The organism is Desulfosporosinus fructosivorans, assembly GCF_004766045.1.
Classification (GTDB): domain Bacteria; phylum Bacillota; class Desulfitobacteriia; order Desulfitobacteriales; family Desulfitobacteriaceae; genus Desulfosporosinus; species Desulfosporosinus fructosivorans.
Genome location: NZ_SPQQ01000002.1, coordinates 541311 through 558235 on the forward strand (window position 1 = coordinate 541311; position 16925 = coordinate 558235).

Here is a 16925-nt window from a genome sequence, read left to right on the forward strand (position 1 = left end):
ATTACAGAGAGCCGATGTATTATTTAATTGTTCCAGATTTTTTTAGGATTTCAATGTACTGATCAACATTTTCCTTGGTAACAAGTGGATTACCGATATCTGTATCAATCTTCTTTTCTGCACCAGTTAAGAGCTTATTACTTGCATCTAGCATTTTTTCAGCAAGTTCATTAGCATTTTGTAAACAGGTAGAAGTCATTCTACCTTCTTTGATGAGGAGTAACGCTTCTGCAGTTCCGTCGACACCATAAGCAAGCATTTGGGAATATTTCGAATTGCCCTTTACGACTTCAAGTGCTCCGGCAGCCATGTTATCATTCATGGCAATAACAGCGTCAATTTTATCATTAGCTTGAACCCAGTCTTCCATATACTTCATAGCTTCATCTTTGTTCCAGTTAGCAATTTGCTCTCCAACAATTTTAACATCAGGGCGTTTGTCAAAGAACTCTTTCTGCCAGCTCGCACGTCTTTCGTCGGCATGGAAGTTACCGGAAGGTCCTTTTAAAACAACTACTTTGGCATTCTGTGGAATTTGTGTTAAAGCTGCCCGCGCATTAACCGCTGCTTGCTCATATGGTTGAGCATCTACTGAAGATGCACCTTCAATACCAGAAATACGTGCGTTAGTTGTGATAGCAAAGATACCTGCTTTAACAACCTTTTCTACATAAGGCCTTTGAGATTCCCCACTATTTGGTTGTACGATTACCAGGTCAAATTTGTTAGTAATGGCATTCTCGATCATGGAGTTTTCTTTATCATCGTTCGCTTGTCCGTCGAAAACTTCAAGCGTAATGTTTGAATACTTCTTTGCTTCCTCTTTCACTGAATTGGCCAACCAAGCCGCAAAAGAATCGGATTGGGCTCGTGCGATATAAGCAACCTTGTATGTTTTAGCCGTGTCACTCTGAGCAGGTGTTGTTGGCTTACTTGTTGAACATCCAGCTAATAAACCTATTACTAGTAACATTGAAACAACTTTTAACACTTTTTTCTTCATTCTTTTATCCATCCTTCTCTCTAGTTGTAGTTTCTATTTCTTAACAGCAAGGCTTTTAATGTAGTAGGGAAAAAGACTTCATTAACAGATTTAAATTTTTCACTTCATTAATAAGCCTTATCTGATGTTTTATTTTTTCTCGGTTCCCTTTTCTTCGATTCTGCCTAACATGCTGTTTGCTCTGCGGTTCCTTGATCGAATATCGTAGATTACCGCAAGTGCGATAATTGTACCTCGAACTATTTGCTGCATATAGGAATCCACATTGTTTAGGTTCATAATATTGTCCAAAAACCCTACAATGAACGCACCAGCAAGAGTACCTCCCACAGTGCCAACACCGCCAGAGAAGCTCGTTCCACCAATAATAGCTGCTGTTAAAGCCGTAAATTCATAATTGATAGCACCATTGGGAAGACCGGCATTGACACGAGACATAAATAGAACACCAGCAATCCCTACAAAAATACCATTGATGATAAAGGCAGTATATTTAACCTTGTTAACGTTGATCCCTGAGGCAATAGACGCTTCCTCATTGCCCCCAACAGCATATAGAGCACGCCCAAACCGGGTATGATTCAACAAATACCACGTCAGAATTGCAATGGCTATTAGGAAAATAATAGGAATTGGAATCACCCCGATTGATCCCTGTCCTAACTCAACAAAATTCCCCAACTGCAGGATATTCTGTCCTTTTGTGAATAGGAGCGCTACACCACGAGCTACTGTAAGCATTGCCAGTGTAGCAATAAAAGGCGGAGCTTTGAAAGTACTAATCATCAAGGCATTGATTACATTACATATGATTCCAGTCACAATACCTACAGTGATTGCTATTAACAGAGACCCAGTCGCTTTATAAGCAGATACAGCAAATACTCCCGCAAGTGCCAGGACAGACCCCGATGACAAGTCCAGCATCCCACTGATGATAAGCATCGTCGCGCCCAGTGCCAAAATAGTAGTGACTGACAACTGCCTTGAAATGTTCGTCAAGTTATTGACCGAGAGAAAGTTAGGATTTGACAGCGAACAAACAATAAATAATCCTATCAAAATCAAATAAATGCTATATTTCTTTTTTACAGTATGCCAAAAATCATTTCTTATCTTCATTTTAGTTCACCCCATCAGACGTTAAAGTTCCAGTAGCGTACCTCATAATGAGTTCTTGAGAAAAATCCTCTCGATTTATCTCCCCTGTAATAGTCCCTTTGGCCATGACATAAATCCTGTCACACATGCCAATTACCTCAGGGAGTTCAGAAGAAACGATGATAACAACTTTACCTTCTTTAGCCATATCCGTAATGAGCTTATAAATTTCTAATTTGGCACCTACGTCAATTCCTCGAGTAGGTTCATCCAAAATTAGGATATCCGGATTCCTGATCATCCATTTAGCGAGAACTACCTTTTGCTGATTACCCCCGCTCAAAGATGCGATAGGTGTATCAATTGTTGGCGTTTTAATTCTCATTTTATTAAGAATATCTGAGACAAGTTTCTTCTCAACTTTATTGTGGTTCCTGAATCCATAAAAAACGCTTTGCAAGTAAGATATGGTTGTATTTTCCTTGACGGATCGCATAGGAATGATACCGTATCTTCTTCTATCTTCTGAAAGCATTACCATACCATGATCAATACTCTGGCGAACATTTTTAATAGTAACTTCTTTACCTTTAATTTTCACAACGCCGGATGTTTTAGCATCGAGACCAAAGAGAGAACGCATAACCTCGGTTCGTCCAGCACCCATTAATCCTGCAAAGCCTAAGATTTCCCCTTTTCGGACATGGAAATTAATATTATGAAACACATTAGTGCTATTAAAGTTTTCAACCTGAAGCATATCTTCCCCGATATCAATTTGTTCTTTTGGAAATGTCGTAGTAAGTTTGCGTCCCACCATCAGGGCGATAACCGTTTCGATGTCCAATTCTTCTTTAGGGTGACTTTCTACAACCGTTCCATCTCTTAACACCGTGATCTCATCAGCTATCTGAAAAACTTCATCTAATTTATGTGATATATAGATGATGCTTACTCCTCTAGCTTTTAGCTCTCTTATCTTAACGAATAGTTTTTCTACTTCCTTATGAGTGATCGCCGAGGTCGGTTCATCCATGATGATGATATCCGACTTGTAAGAAATAGCTTTAATAATTTCCAACATTTGAATATCCGATATCGTTAGATCCTTGAGTGGTGTCGTCGGAGAATAAGGTAAATTTTCTGCCGCTAACAGGTCTTCAGTGCGTTGTCTAACCTCCTTCCATTTGACTCTACCAAACCTATTTACAGGAAGATTCCCTAGGAAAATATTCTCTTCTACCGTCATCTCTGGAACATAACTCATCTCTTGAAAAATCATGGATATCCCTAAGTTTCTCGCTTGGATAGGATTATTAATTTTCACAGGTTTTTCGTCAATGTAGATCTGACCACTATCCGGTTGATAAATTCCATTAATGATTTTCATTAAAGTTGATTTCCCTGCCCCATTTTCTCCGCACAATACATGGACAGAACCTTTTTTAACGACAAAATCAATTTTATCTAGAGCTTTAACCCCTGGAAATAGCTTCTCGATCTGCACTACTCTTAACTTAATTTGTTCTTTCATACTCTTCCCCCATGAGATTATTTGTTTAATAGTTTCTCATGCTGATTCTGAAATTAGAATAGAATCTCACATTATAGATTCCCTCATATTTTTCCTTCTAACCTTTGGTAAAAAATAAACTTAATTTTAAGTGATTTATATAACACTTTTGTAAATATGATTTAATAAGATTATAACGCTTTTTCAGTTTATGTCAACGAATATAAATTGACAATATAACCTATTTTTTTGCTATGATTTAAGGAGTTTATAGTTGTTAAACGCGAAAATATCATCTTGCCTGAATTACTAAAATATCCAGTAAAGATGATATCGTAATTTAGAATGGGTATTAGAATGATAAACTAAATATTATTAATAAAGCTTTCGATATGCTGTAGCGCTGCTCCCACAGCTGTAGCCTCTAGCTTATATTTACAGACATGCAAATAACTTCCATCAATCTCGAATGAATTTTTGCTTGAAACTAATTTTCTTAAATCCTCAAGGTATTCATCCATATAGGCTCCAGCATATCCACCTAGAATAACATTGCAATCATAGAGCATTCTTAAATTATTAATAATGACGACTAAATGAGTGAGATATTCTTCCCAAAGAGCTTGTTGTGGTCCACTATTCGATCTCAAAAGTCTAAAGAAATCAGCAATATTCCCGTTTGTACTATCTGATAAATTTTTTGCTGAGCAATAGACATCAACACAACCTTTTTGCCCACAGTAACAAGTGCGACCGTCGGGAACAATTGTCATATGTCCAAACTCGCCACTGCGTTGATTTTGCCCTGAATAGATATTTTTACCAATGATAATAGATCCACCGACACTATTATTAAGTGAAAGATATACCACATTTTGTATGTCATCTTCATTCCAAAGTTCCGCAAATCCAGCTGCATTAGCATCGTTACTTAAAATGCAAGGATACGGTATAAATTCAGAAAAATCCTTAACGCTCCCCCCTTTAAAATCAATAACTGTGGCATAATTTACCGTTTGTTTATCAGCTGATAGAATGGCAGGCAAGGCAATCCCAACCCCTAAAATTTTGCTACTTTCTATTGTGCATTCATCAACAAACTGCTTTACTAAGTCACCAACTCCTGAAAAATACTCTTTGGAGTTAACAAAGGGAAACTGCTTTCGTACGTTATTAATCACCTTTCCGCTTAAATCAATTAATACCATTCCTACGTGATTTCGTGTAATATCTAATCCGACAGCATATTTCAGACTATTATAGGTAATCGCCTTTGCCTTTCTACCTCCCGTAGATTCAAATAAGCCGGTCTCAATAATCAAATCTCTTTCTTGTAGTTCTTTAAGATTTTGTGTAACGGTAGGTAAACTCATATTTAACGTTTGAGCTATTTCTTGTATAGATATAGGATCATGTTTATATAGAAATTTATAGATAGTATTTCGATTGATTTTTCTCACTTCGATGCTATTCACTCTATTAATCAATTATCCAATCACCGACTTTCATAAATGTCTTTTCGTAATGTCATTTATATTATTATATTTCGTCTGATTTTGCAATCATCGTCTAGCGGTTGAATCTGGCACATAAGAAAAACCGCTCCTCATGGTGCGGTTTTTCTGTTTACATTTTTTCTAACATTTTCTTTAAGTATCCTTCATTGAGTAGATGTACTGTCTTAAATTCCCCATTATAAAACACAGCCCAATTGTTAAATACACACGGAACATTCTTCGCCTTTTCAAGAGTATCAATCTTTACTGTGTTTATATTAACTCCATTAGCATCGCAATATGTTTCTATCTGCTCAATACAATTAGGAATATACGGGCATTGTAATCCATAATAAACCGTCAACTCTTTCGAGTCGATCGCTTGTTTTTTAGCACTTTCTTTAAATCTTGGACTGATCCCATCAAAAGAAAGTCCTAACAGCTCAAATTCTTTACCGATCCTATCGACCACCTCGAAACCATGCTTCTTCAGAAACTTTTTATCCGATAAAAACGGCATTTTCTTGATCGAGCTAATCACACAAACTCCAGATTTCTTTTTATCTTTTGCTTCATCAATACAATATTGTAACAATTCCGTACCATAGCCCTTGCCTTTAAAACTTCCCGATACCCACAAGCAATAGATGTAAAGATAGTTAGCCGCTTCAACTGGAACCCAAGCTGTTTCTAGCGGAGCATATTCGATAAATACTTTCCCCTTCTGATTTAGCTTTCTGAAAACATGCCCCTCTTTTATTCTTGCTTGTAGCCACTCTTTTTTAACATCTACACCCACTTGATGTTTTTTATCGACAATAGCACAACAAAGATGTTCGTTTTCGATGTTTTCTAATGTCACATTGATAAACTGTTCTTGCATATTAATCCTCCGTTCACAACTCCCATTTATGTACTCATTCTACTAATATATTCTTATCTTATCATCGCCATAAATGATAGTAAATCTTCTATTCGTGAATCCTCGTAGAGGATTCACGAACCATATTAATTTAGAACATAGCCTATATGAATATTAGTTAAAATATAAATCCCCCATTTTCACATGATGGTGAAATGGGGGAAAGGTCCTTGACAATATATCGGATTAGCCGACTGCGTCCGCTGCCGACAGGATTTTAACGATTTCACCTGATGGCGATTTTATGGTAATGTGATACGTTCCGATTTCGGAAAAATCGTCTTGGTTTGTCGGATATAATGTTATACTCCACTCTGGCTGGTCAGGATTCACAACGTTAAAGGCTGAGTCAATCGAAAATCTGGCCAGGGTTTCATTCGTTAGCGCGTATTTTTCCACAACGGCATTCTTGGCGATTTTGACTGCTTCTGCTTCAGCCAAATCATTTTCTGACGGCGTTCCGTCAACAAATATGGGCTTAATGTTTTTAAACTTTAAATCATAGCCGCTTTCTGCTAATTTCTTGGAAAAGCTTTCTCTTTCCTCTTCGGTCATAGAAAGAAGGTATTTCTTATATTCAATTCCCGTCATTTCTTCAACCTTTTTAAACTCATCCAAATCTATTGTCGTTTTTTGGGCACTCAATACAGTTTGACCTTTTGAATCGATTAAGACTATGGGCGATGGTTTAGCTTCCACCTGAACAGGAACCCCATCTGTCTCAATAACTGGCACATTTTGATTCGTATCCGCCGCAATAACCTTGGGTACCAAATAACCGTTGCCTATAACGGCCCCCGCACCAATTGCCAATGTTGCGGCGCAAGCTAAAATCATCTTTTGCCCTTTTTTCATGAATCGTTCACTCCTCAATCTTTATTATGTAAGCTTTCTTACACGCTTAGCATAGACTTTTCATATTTCAGAATTATCATCAGATTGTAAAAGAGTTGTAAATTTGATCTCCACCTTTGTACCCATCTCGGGTTTAGACGACATGTTCATTTCGGCATGGTGTAAATCGCAAATCTGCTTGCTTAAAGCCAAACCCAACCCAGCGCCCCCATTAACCCTCGACCTTGATTTATCCACTCGATAGAAGGGCTCAAGAACCTTTCCCAGCTCCCCTTCTTTCATTCCAATACCGTTATCGGCAATGGAAAGAATCAATTCGTTTTCGTCACCATAGGTTTTCACTTCGATTTCACCGCCGACCGGCAACGCTCTAACGGCGTTTTCCATGATGTTTAAGATAAGGGATTCCAACAAGTCTTTATCACCCTGTAATTCCGTTCTTTGCAGATCCTTCTTGATATGGATTTTCTTTTTCTCGATATTTTGGGACAACGTCTGCTCTATGTTTTCTAATATCTCCTGGAAATTGACGGTTTCAAACTTAATATTCCCGTTGTTGAGACATGCTAAATCCATCAGCTTAGCGGTCATATTTTTCATTCTTTCGCTTTGTTGAATAATATAATCTAGGGCCTTTACGCTCTCTTCTGGGCTGCAATTGGCGCATTTCAGAAATTCGCCGTAGCCCATTATGGCAGTGATGGGTGTTCTCATTTCGTGGGCTAGATTGTTAATAAACCTTTGGCGTTCCTCAGTTAAATCGAAGAGCTTTTGAATATGAACTTCTACAGAATCAGCCATGGCGTTAAAGTTATGGGCAAATTCGCCAATTTCATCCCTGCTCTTTACCTCAACGCGTTTTTGATAATGACCATTAGCAATCTCTTCAGCAGTTTTATTCAGTTTCCGTATGGGCCTTGTCAGCTTTAACAACATTCCTATGATAAGGACAGAAAGAAATAATGAAACGATAATACTGATCATAACAGCGTACCTGATCATTTCATGTTTATAATCCGTCAAATCCTGTATATCCTTAATGTATACAAATTTCAAATTAGAATAGGGCTCGTCAAGGTAGCCCGTCACAAACAAATAGGAAACGTTGTCTATCACTCTGGCTACCGTGCTTTTCTCGTCAGGATCAATATTCAGTTCCGGTCGTTCATCCGATGCTTGATTAAAATTGGAATAGACAAGGGTGTCATCTCGATAAAGCTCCATATAGATGTTTTGATTTTTATAATAGTCCCCATAAGGATTTATGTACATTTTTAAGTTGTCCGGGTTTAACTCTGTATATAGATCGGAAATATCAGAAATTCTGTCATACAGGGATTTTTGGATGATATACCGCTCATTTTGAGCTGTGGCATACACATTCCCCGTGTTTAGAGTATAGCTTTTTTGCACCAGAAGATATGTCGCTACATCAAAGCCTATCAAAAATACAATGATGATGCAGAGAAAGGCTTTTTGCCAAAACTTCATCTTGGCACCTCCAGCCTGTATCCCACTTTGAATACAGTTTTGATCCGGTCCTCCAAATGAAGCTTCTTCCTAAGCTTTTGCACATGAACGTCAATGGTTCGAGTTTCTCCCATGTAATCAAAACCCCAGACCAATTCCAATAGCTTGTCTCTGGAAAGAGCAATATTTTTATTCCGAATCAAAATCTCCAGAAGCATAAATTCCTTTGTGGTTAACTCTACTTGTTCGTTGTTCAGTAAAACAAGGTGCTCGTCAAAACGAACTTCCAAATTGTCCAACTCAAAACCATGGCCACTGGCTTTATATCGTTTCAAAACCGTCTCAATTCTTGTCAGCAATTCAATGGTCGCAAAGGGCTTCACCATATAGTCGTCCGCACCCAGCTTAAGTCCCGTGATTTTATCCGCTAATTCCTCCTTGGCCGTCAGAAAAATCACAGGAATCCCAAGTGGTCCAATTTCCTTCATCAACTCGAAGCCGTCTCTCCCCGGCAACATAACATCTAATATAATCAAATCTGGCCTTTGTTCCTCAATGTTGACCATTACCTCATTGCCGTCACTGACATGTAAACCGTTATGTCCCACTAATCTCAAATTCATTAGTATCAAATCCGCAATTGCAGTTTCATCTTCGACAACCAATATATTAGCCATTATTTCACCACTCTCTACATCATTTTAACAAAAAACAAGGATAAAGATGTAAGGGAGTTGTAAAAACGAGAGGATTTTGCGGTGTCATTAATACCCATCCACTTCTTGGGTTTATTCAAGCTTTATAGACGTGACAATATCTAGCTTTGATGATTTTAAGGCCGGACTTATTGAGGCTAAAAGCATTAAGGCCATACCGGCCAAAACGTAGATTATATAGGAACTAAAAGGGAAATGTATATCCTTAGAATTATTTGTCCCTGCCAAAATAATAATCATCAAGGTTCCTGTAAGAACACCGACTAAACCTCCTATCGCTCCACTTGAAAGTGCTTCGATAAATATCATCTGAACTGTTTGAACCTTGCTCATTCCCATTGACCTGAAAACGGCAAGGGAACGCTTGCGAACGAGAAAGCTTATCAGGAGATTGTTCAATACGCCAAAAACTCCAATAATAATTGCTAGAATCGAAAAGCCTGACATCAGTGTCGTAACTTGTTGATTGGAACTCATATATTCTTCCTGTAGCTTATCTTTTGTCTGTAAGTAAGGCTTAAGCCTTACAAATTCGTTTTCAATTTTCTTAAGTACGTCCTCAGGATTTTGGGATGTCTTGATAAAGATACCTGTATAATACTTATACTGCATATCAGCTTTTAAAAACCTTTGCGAGACTAAGCCAACATTTTTACTATTTGCAAAATCATCAAAGAAACCAATCACCTGATAGTCCTTTTCGCCGCTGTTTAGTTTAAGCTTGATCAGATCCCCTTTGCTTAGATTCAGCTTTTCCTTTAACGTATGGGTAATTATAATATTACGTCCTTTATCAAGTCCTTCAAACTCATCTTGAATATCTCCATCGATATCAATGTTCCAGAAATCTAAAATCTTGCTTTTATCGACCCCTTTGATACGGTTTATTCTTTCATTTCCATCGACAATCTCTACTCCATAGGCCTCATAATCCCCGTATACTTCTTGCACGCCGTCAATGCTAAGCAACCTGTTCTCTAGATTTCTGTCCCCTTTCTCTGTATACATTTCAATGTCATATAAAGTATTTTTAAACTGATTAGTTATGCTTATGACATTATCATAGCTGGCCGTATTGATTAAAAGTAAGCAAGCTATACCAATAGCGAGCATCGATATGTTGTTGATGATATTTTGATTCTCTCTCAAATTTTTGGCGGCAAGCATCCCTATGTTCCCAAACACATACACATACACCGTTTCAAAGATCCTAACAAAAACTGAAGTAATATAAGGTACCAGCATAACGATGGCTGTAAGCGTAAGAATCATCCCCACGCTACCCAATATCGGCCTCAAATCATCCGAATCGATCAAGGAAGAAACAAAAGCAACGATCAGGAAGATTAATCCAAGTATCAGTCTTAGCTTTCGTCTATTAGTATTTTTTTGCACAGAGTTTAAAACGATATCCTTAATCGGAATTTTCGAGACTTTTATTATCGGTATGATTGAGCTTACTAAGCAGAGAATTACCGCCACCAGAAAAGCCATCATAAAATTAACTCCCGAAAACTGCATTGTAACATTGAATTCCATTCCGTCAGATCCATTTGCCATTTTACTTAAGGCAAAAGACATCAGATATAGAATCCCTACCCCTACACCGCATCCTAAAACTCCACCGACAATACCGTATAAGACACTTTCTCCTAATAGCAAATAGTTTGTCATGCGTTTTGTAGCACCAATACTTCTAAAAGTCCCTATGATTGGTAGCTTCTCAGTAGTAATCACCTTAAAAGACGAGTAAATAATGAAGATACTCATGAAAAAAACGATGGAGGATAACATCAGAAATATTGCCGATATCATAGAAGTTTCGCGTTTAATTTCATCAAGAGGAAAAAGTTCAAACACTTTGTAGTCCTTATAGTCATTGGACAACAACTCAATCATTTCCTGTTTGTCTTCAGGGTCAAGAAGCTTGATATAAATAGCCCCTACCTTGCCGCGCGCATTGTTAAACGTACTTAAAAAATCCCCTGGCACTACTGCAGAGATTGATTTCGATTTCGCCTTAAAGAAACCTGTCGCGGAACCGATTCCACTTATTGTGAATCGTTGTCTCGATGTTTCCTGACCTTGTACTAATTCCAGCTCCAGACTGTCCCCTACCTTTAACTTATACTTTTCGGCAGCTGATTTACCAATGACGATTTTTCGCCCCTCAAAAGGAAATAGGTTATACTGCTCCTCAATCGTAAATGGGTTCATTTTTTGAACGTCTTCAATTGAAGCTCCTGTCAAGCTAATGCTAATTTCTTCATTCCTGTTGGGTTTATAAACTGCATTATCCTGAATTTCACCCATGATATATTCCGCACGATCTTGATAAAGCTCCGCTTTATCCATATAGAAAAACGGGGATGAGGATTTTTCGGTTGGGACGACCGTGATATCTGCATTACCATAGGAGTCTTTTATTCCTTTGATAATCATTTCCTCTAGACTCCCAGAAATAGCTATCGAAGCAAAAAATACCCCCGATGATAAAACGATTGCTAATAGTATTAGAAAAGTACGTAACTTTTTTTCAAAAATACTTCTAAAGATGAACTTGGTGATTATGTCCAATCTTATCACTCCTAAAGAAACTCCAATGGTTTAACGATCAACCACTGCCCTAACTCTGTTTTTTACTTTCAAAATCTATCTTCACATCGACATTAAATTCAGGAAGCAGGAAGCTGTCTAGATTTTCGATGGATATGCGTACTGGTATTATGGTCTCATTGTTCTTCAGAACTGCTTTCTCAGCAATGAACAAGACTTTCCCATTGTAAGTCCGCGCTTTATCTGCTTGAGGGTTTATTATAACTTTTGCTCCTATCCTGACATCCTTAATAAATTCTTCAGCCACATCTGCCTCAATCACTACGCTGTCTTTATTCAGGACACTTAAAAGCTTTTTCCCCTCGTCATCCGCAATGATATCCCCTTGAACACAGCCAATTTCAGTGACTACTCCATTAGGAACATCTGCAATAACGTCATTGCCGTTAAAATAGCTTTTGTTCATCTTTTCCTGCATAGCTTTAAGATCAAGCTCCTTGGAGGTAATTTGGGGAATTTTCTGTTCTATTGATGTTTTAAGCTGATCCATCTCTTGTTGAATTTTTTTCCTGGTGGTTTCCTCGGAAAAAACAGCATCTTCAACGGACTTTTTCTTTTCATTAACAGTTTTCTTAAACTCATTAAGCTCACTTAGTGACAATGCACCAGCATTATACAATGCTTCTCTAGCCGTTAAATCCCCCATAGCTATATTCAATAAATCCTCTGCATGTTTCTGATCATTGATATATTTCATGATATCAGGGTCAGTGTTTTTATCTAGACTGAGCTTATTTACCTCGTAATCCCTACTTAAACCGGATAATTCTCGTTGCAAAGTCTGTAATTCAAGTTCCCTGTTTCTGATTTGGGTTAGATAGTTTTGAGAGTCTAAGCTAACCAAACTATCTCCCTTTTTTACGCTTTGCCCCTCTACAACATTAACCTTAGTAACTACTGTCAAAAAATCGATCGTTATATTTTTCACTTCTGTAGACTTAACTGTGCCAAAAGCTTCGATTACCTGCTTGGTTTCTACTTTGGCTGCACTTTCGTCCTCATTTTTTTCAGTTTCTTTTCCACACCCAGATATACTCAATATTAATAACCCGATAAGACCTATAGTTAATAACTTTCTCATGATTGACATACCTTCCCGTCTTTTAAGTTAATGATTCTTTGACCATAATCTGCTGCTTCCCTCGAGTGTGTAACCTGTACAATCGTTCTTCCTTTTTCCAGATTAATGGACTTCAGAAGTTCCATAACCTCGGTTCCCGTTTTCGAATCAAGATTTCCAATTGGCTCATCTGCTAAAATAATCTCGGGCTCATTAATTAGTGCCCTCGCAATAGCAACTCTTTGCTGCTGACCCCCTGATAGTTCCTTTGGTGTATGATTTCTTCTGTCTGTTAGACCTACAATTGATAAAATATCATTAAGTTTGTCCTTACAATTTTTAATATTTTTCCCGTCAAGGAGCACTGGGAGTAAAATGTTTTCTTCAACACTCAAATTTGGTATGAGATTATAAAATTGAAATACAAAGCCTATCTCTCTTCTACGCATGGAGCTTTCTTCTTTATCCTTCATTTTTGAAATTTCATTACCATTTACTCTGATGCAACCGGAGGTTGGTTTATCGAGCCCACCAATCAAATATAAAAGAGTACTTTTCCCTGAACCTGATGGTCCCATAATTGAAACAAACTCACCCTTGTGAATAAGTACATTAATATCTCTTAAAACTTCCACATCAACTGTTCCGAGCTTGTATACCTTGCACAAATCTATTGTCTCGATAACTGGTTCCAATTTCACACCTCAACTTCTCTAATCTTGGCAATAGTAAACCCACTCTTATTATTTTCCTACCAAATAAATAAGAGTGATTACTAACCTTATATTATTTTAGACGCAGAATCTTGGTTCAATACTTCAATTTTGTGAAATTATGTATTTTAACCTAAAATATATTCTACCCTTGTGTTCTTAATTTTTCCTTAACATTTCATTAATAAAGTATTAACTATAATTCCAGCCACCTTAGCGTCAGTACAATCCCTGCTAAATACACTATGACTTTCTCGATACATTCCAGTATGGAATCCAATTTGCATTTGAAAAAAACAAAGGGACAAGGTTCGTTGTTTTGGCTTCAATCCAAAACATTGAACCTTGTCCCTTTGAACGTGCTTCTAAAGTAAATTCACGATACTATTCAATGTTTCTTTGTCCTCCACAAATTTGACCCTGATCTCATCACCGATTTTCAGGAAGGGTAATTTTTCTGATTTGGAAATATTAGCAGTAAAGACATCCGTCTGTCCTTCTAACAAGATATAGAAATATGTGTTCCCTTCGATAACGACATTTTTGATATCTGTAATCTTAGCCTTTACCTCAAATTGTTCTTTGAGTTCTTGTGGATCTTTTACTGTTGTTGCAGTACCATTATTCGTAAACTTCTCTACCGTTTCTTGAACAGTAACACCGGTTATCACTTTTTGATAATCCTCAGCATCTACTAAAGCATACATCTTAATCAGCCCTGCGTTGTCTTTTAAGGACATGAAATACGTTGGTTTTCCATTGATATTTAAAAGAATAGGGAAAGTTGAGACATAACCTTTCTCTTGTACTGCGCCTTTGGCGCTATCCATGGCAGAATATTCTTCTGCTGAAGGTATACTGTAAAATGTCGCTACTTTTGTTCGTTGATTGACCAAGATAAAACCGATATTTGATTCATCACGCACTACAGATGTTATTCCTGTGTACAAATACACGTCATCATTAATTGCAAGATAGTTGTATCCATCAGTTGTCGCCAGAACCCCTTGTTGTGAAAATATTGAATTCAAAAACCCGCCTTGATATTTACCATTGTAATTAACTTGTTCTAGCAAAAGTTCGGATTCATAGACTCGATCAACCCATGTAGGAACATCTTCAATTTTTATTTTTTGGTGCTCTCCAGTTGAAGCATTTAACATAATCACTTCTTTTACATCAGTCCCACCGAAAAGACCAATTTTATTTTCATGGACTGATACAATCCAATAAGGCGTTCCTTGATCATCGACTTCAAAGCTAAAGTCTCCGAGGATATCAGTCAGATAATTAAATCTTAAGTATCTTTTTACATTACTGCCAAATCGTTCGCTTTCAGAATACATGATATTCTGTTTTGGCTTTTCTAGAGTTACGGCTCCATTAATCATATCGACCATAATATAATTTGGAATTCCGGCTTTCGAATTATTAAGCCATTTAAAGAACCCAGCGTATTCCAAGGGAGATACTCTAACCGGTTTTTGTTTATAGTTGATTTGCGTATAATCCGCAGCTACTCTAAATTGTGAGACCAATTCGACAATCTCACCCATTTTTCTATCTCCTAGTCTTTGAGCAGTATCTCTATCAACTGTAGGGACTTGCTCAAATGTTATCTCTGCAACATCTTCAGTAAAATTCCCTTCCTGCTTTTCAATTAAAGTTGCGTAACGTTGAGCATGAAATATTGGCATTGAGTAAATTACCATTATTCCGACAGCTGCAAATATAAGCACTGACGCGGTGAGGAGATAAGATGATACTTTTACTTTCTGTTTTAAGGTAATTTTTTTTCCAACTGATACATTGGGCAAAATAAATAGTACTGCACCCAGTAGAAGCATTGAGGAAAAGTATACCCAAAGGCTCACGGATTGAATGTTAATAGGTATAAGCAGAAAGTAATAAGAGATTAAGATAAGTGCTATCCATATAACAGCTGTTATGATTTTCCCTTTTGAATTTATCATATATTCGTTCCTCTCTTTCGACATGGCAAATTTTTGCAATGTCTTACCACTACTTACTTCTGCATTACTCTGCTAAACCCTGCTAAAGTTCCGAGAAAGCCTGCACCTAGCCGGATTATCTTGGAGCTTTTTAGCATAATAAAAAGGCAAGCCTCCTAAACCATGGAGCCTTGCACTTAGCTAACTATTATTTTCTTAGGTTATTCTTGTTTACTTTTACTGTAACTCATGAATGAACAAACCACTTCTCAGCTTAGGTTCAAACCAAGTAGACTTTGGCGGCATCAATTTATCGGCATCGGATACCTCAAACAACTCATTTATTGTAGTTGGATACATTGCAAAGGCAAGCCTCATATCAGAATTCGCTCTCTTTTCAAGTTCTTTAAGCCCTCTTATTCCCCCAACAAAATCAATCCTTTTATCCGTTCTGATGTCTTTGATATTTAGAATTGAAGTTAATAAATGATTTTGAAGTATGGCAACATCAAGTCCCTCGACAGGATCATCAGAGCGCAGCTCATCCTTCGCTGTTAACTTATACCATACACCATCCAAGTACATTCCAAATGTAGCCTTTTCTACGGGTTTATAGGGTTCTCTACCCATTTCTTCTACAACAAATGCTTTAGCTAATTCACTTAAAAACTCTTCGTTATTCAAGCCATTTAAATCTTTTACAACTCGGTTGTAATCTAAAATCATCAATTGATCATGAGGGAAAAGTACAGAGAGGAAGAAGTTGAATTCCTCTTCTCCAGTGTAGCCTGGATTTTCCTCTCTTCTTTTCAAGCCAACCTTTACTGCTGAAGCAGTTCTATGGTGTCCATCGGCGATATAGATGCTTTCAACTCTTTCGAATCCCCTGGAGATCGCTTCTATGTCACTAGGGTTATCCATTTTCCATACCGCATGTCTCACTCCATCAGACGCTACAAAATCATATAATGGAGTTTCCTTCTTTAACCGATCAACGACTTCATTAATGAGCTTTTGGGAACGGTACGCCAAAAATATAGGTCCAGTTTGCGCATTACAAACATCGACATGCTTAATTCTATCGATCTCTTTCTCTTCTCTCGTTTTCTCGTGCTTTTTTATCGTATTTTTTAAGTAGTCTTCAATCGCAGCACATCCAACTAAACCTGTCTGGGAACGGCCATCCATAGTCAGTTCATAGACATAGTAACAGTTCTGGCCCTCCTTAATTAAGAGACCATCCTTGATCATACTCTGAAGGATATCTCTTGCTTTCTCATAGACCTTAGCATCATAAGGGTTGCTGTCCTTAGCAAATTGGGTCTCTGCTCTATCAACTTTTAAAAATGACAAAGGTTCCTTTAATACTTCCTCTAAAGCCTCTTCACGATTGTAAACATCATAGGGGAGTGCAGCCACTTTACTGGCAACATCCGCCCTAGGTCTTACAGAATTAAAAGGTTTTATATTAGCCAAAAATACCCTCCTCCAAACAACATACTTACTAC

Annotated in this window: 13 protein-coding genes; all 13 read right to left on the reverse strand. The window is 37.5% G+C overall.

Going from position 1 to position 16925, the window contains the following annotated elements; all coding sequences use genetic code 11:
- Nucleotides 1–19 precede the first annotated feature (19 nt).
- On the reverse strand, nucleotides 20–1003 hold the full coding sequence (locus E4K67_RS06700; RefSeq protein ID WP_135545638.1) for a sugar ABC transporter substrate-binding protein: 984 nt from the start codon (nucleotides 1001–1003) through the stop codon (nucleotides 20–22).
- 129 nt (nucleotides 1004–1132) lie between these two features.
- Nucleotides 1133–2125: an ABC transporter permease gene (locus E4K67_RS06705; protein ID WP_135545639.1), complete on the reverse strand. Its 993-nt coding sequence runs from the start codon at nucleotides 2123–2125 to the stop codon at nucleotides 1133–1135.
- 1 nt (nucleotide 2126) lies between these two features.
- Nucleotides 2127–3638, reverse strand: coding sequence for a sugar ABC transporter ATP-binding protein (locus E4K67_RS06710; RefSeq protein WP_135545640.1), 1512 nt, complete (start codon nucleotides 3636–3638; stop codon nucleotides 2127–2129).
- 344 nt (nucleotides 3639–3982) lie between these two features.
- Entirely contained in the window at nucleotides 3983–5104 is a 1122-nt protein-coding gene (locus tag E4K67_RS06715; protein WP_135545641.1) for an ROK family transcriptional regulator, read from the reverse strand.
- Between the two features lie 139 nt (nucleotides 5105–5243).
- Nucleotides 5244–5996 (reverse strand): GNAT family N-acetyltransferase, encoded by a 753-nt coding sequence (locus E4K67_RS06720; RefSeq protein WP_135545642.1) that lies wholly within the window; start codon nucleotides 5994–5996, stop codon nucleotides 5244–5246.
- Between the two features lie 225 nt (nucleotides 5997–6221).
- Complete coding sequence (locus E4K67_RS06725; protein WP_135545643.1) at nucleotides 6222–6890, reverse strand: hypothetical protein; 669 nt, start codon at nucleotides 6888–6890, stop codon at nucleotides 6222–6224.
- A 60-nt stretch (nucleotides 6891–6950) separates the two neighbouring features.
- The gene (locus tag E4K67_RS06730) at nucleotides 6951–8381 is read right to left on the reverse strand and encodes a sensor histidine kinase (protein WP_135545644.1); all 1431 of its coding nucleotides are present in this window, start codon (nucleotides 8379–8381) and stop codon (nucleotides 6951–6953) included.
- The gene (locus E4K67_RS06735) at nucleotides 8378–9037 is read right to left on the reverse strand and encodes a response regulator transcription factor (RefSeq protein WP_199242479.1); all 660 of its coding nucleotides are present in this window, start codon (nucleotides 9035–9037) and stop codon (nucleotides 8378–8380) included. The genes E4K67_RS06730 and E4K67_RS06735 overlap by 4 nt, the downstream gene beginning before the upstream one ends.
- A 111-nt stretch (nucleotides 9038–9148) precedes the next feature.
- Complete coding sequence (locus tag E4K67_RS06740; protein ID WP_135545646.1) at nucleotides 9149–11653, reverse strand: ABC transporter permease; 2505 nt, start codon at nucleotides 11651–11653, stop codon at nucleotides 9149–9151.
- Nucleotides 11654–11702: 49 nt separating this feature from the next.
- The gene (locus E4K67_RS06745; protein ID WP_135545647.1) at nucleotides 11703–12773 is read right to left on the reverse strand and encodes an HlyD family secretion protein; all 1071 of its coding nucleotides are present in this window, start codon (nucleotides 12771–12773) and stop codon (nucleotides 11703–11705) included.
- Nucleotides 12770–13447, reverse strand: a complete 678-nt coding sequence (locus E4K67_RS06750; RefSeq protein WP_135545648.1) for an ABC transporter ATP-binding protein — start codon at nucleotides 13445–13447, stop codon at nucleotides 12770–12772. The genes E4K67_RS06745 and E4K67_RS06750 overlap by 4 nt, the downstream gene beginning before the upstream one ends.
- A 383-nt stretch (nucleotides 13448–13830) precedes the next feature.
- Nucleotides 13831–15438: a hypothetical protein gene (locus E4K67_RS06755; protein WP_135545649.1), complete on the reverse strand. Its 1608-nt coding sequence runs from the start codon at nucleotides 15436–15438 to the stop codon at nucleotides 13831–13833.
- Nucleotides 15439–15654: 216 nt separating this feature from the next.
- Nucleotides 15655–16893 (reverse strand): DUF1015 domain-containing protein, encoded by a 1239-nt coding sequence (locus E4K67_RS06760; protein ID WP_135545650.1) that lies wholly within the window; start codon nucleotides 16891–16893, stop codon nucleotides 15655–15657.
- Nucleotides 16894–16925: the final 32 nt, after the last annotated feature.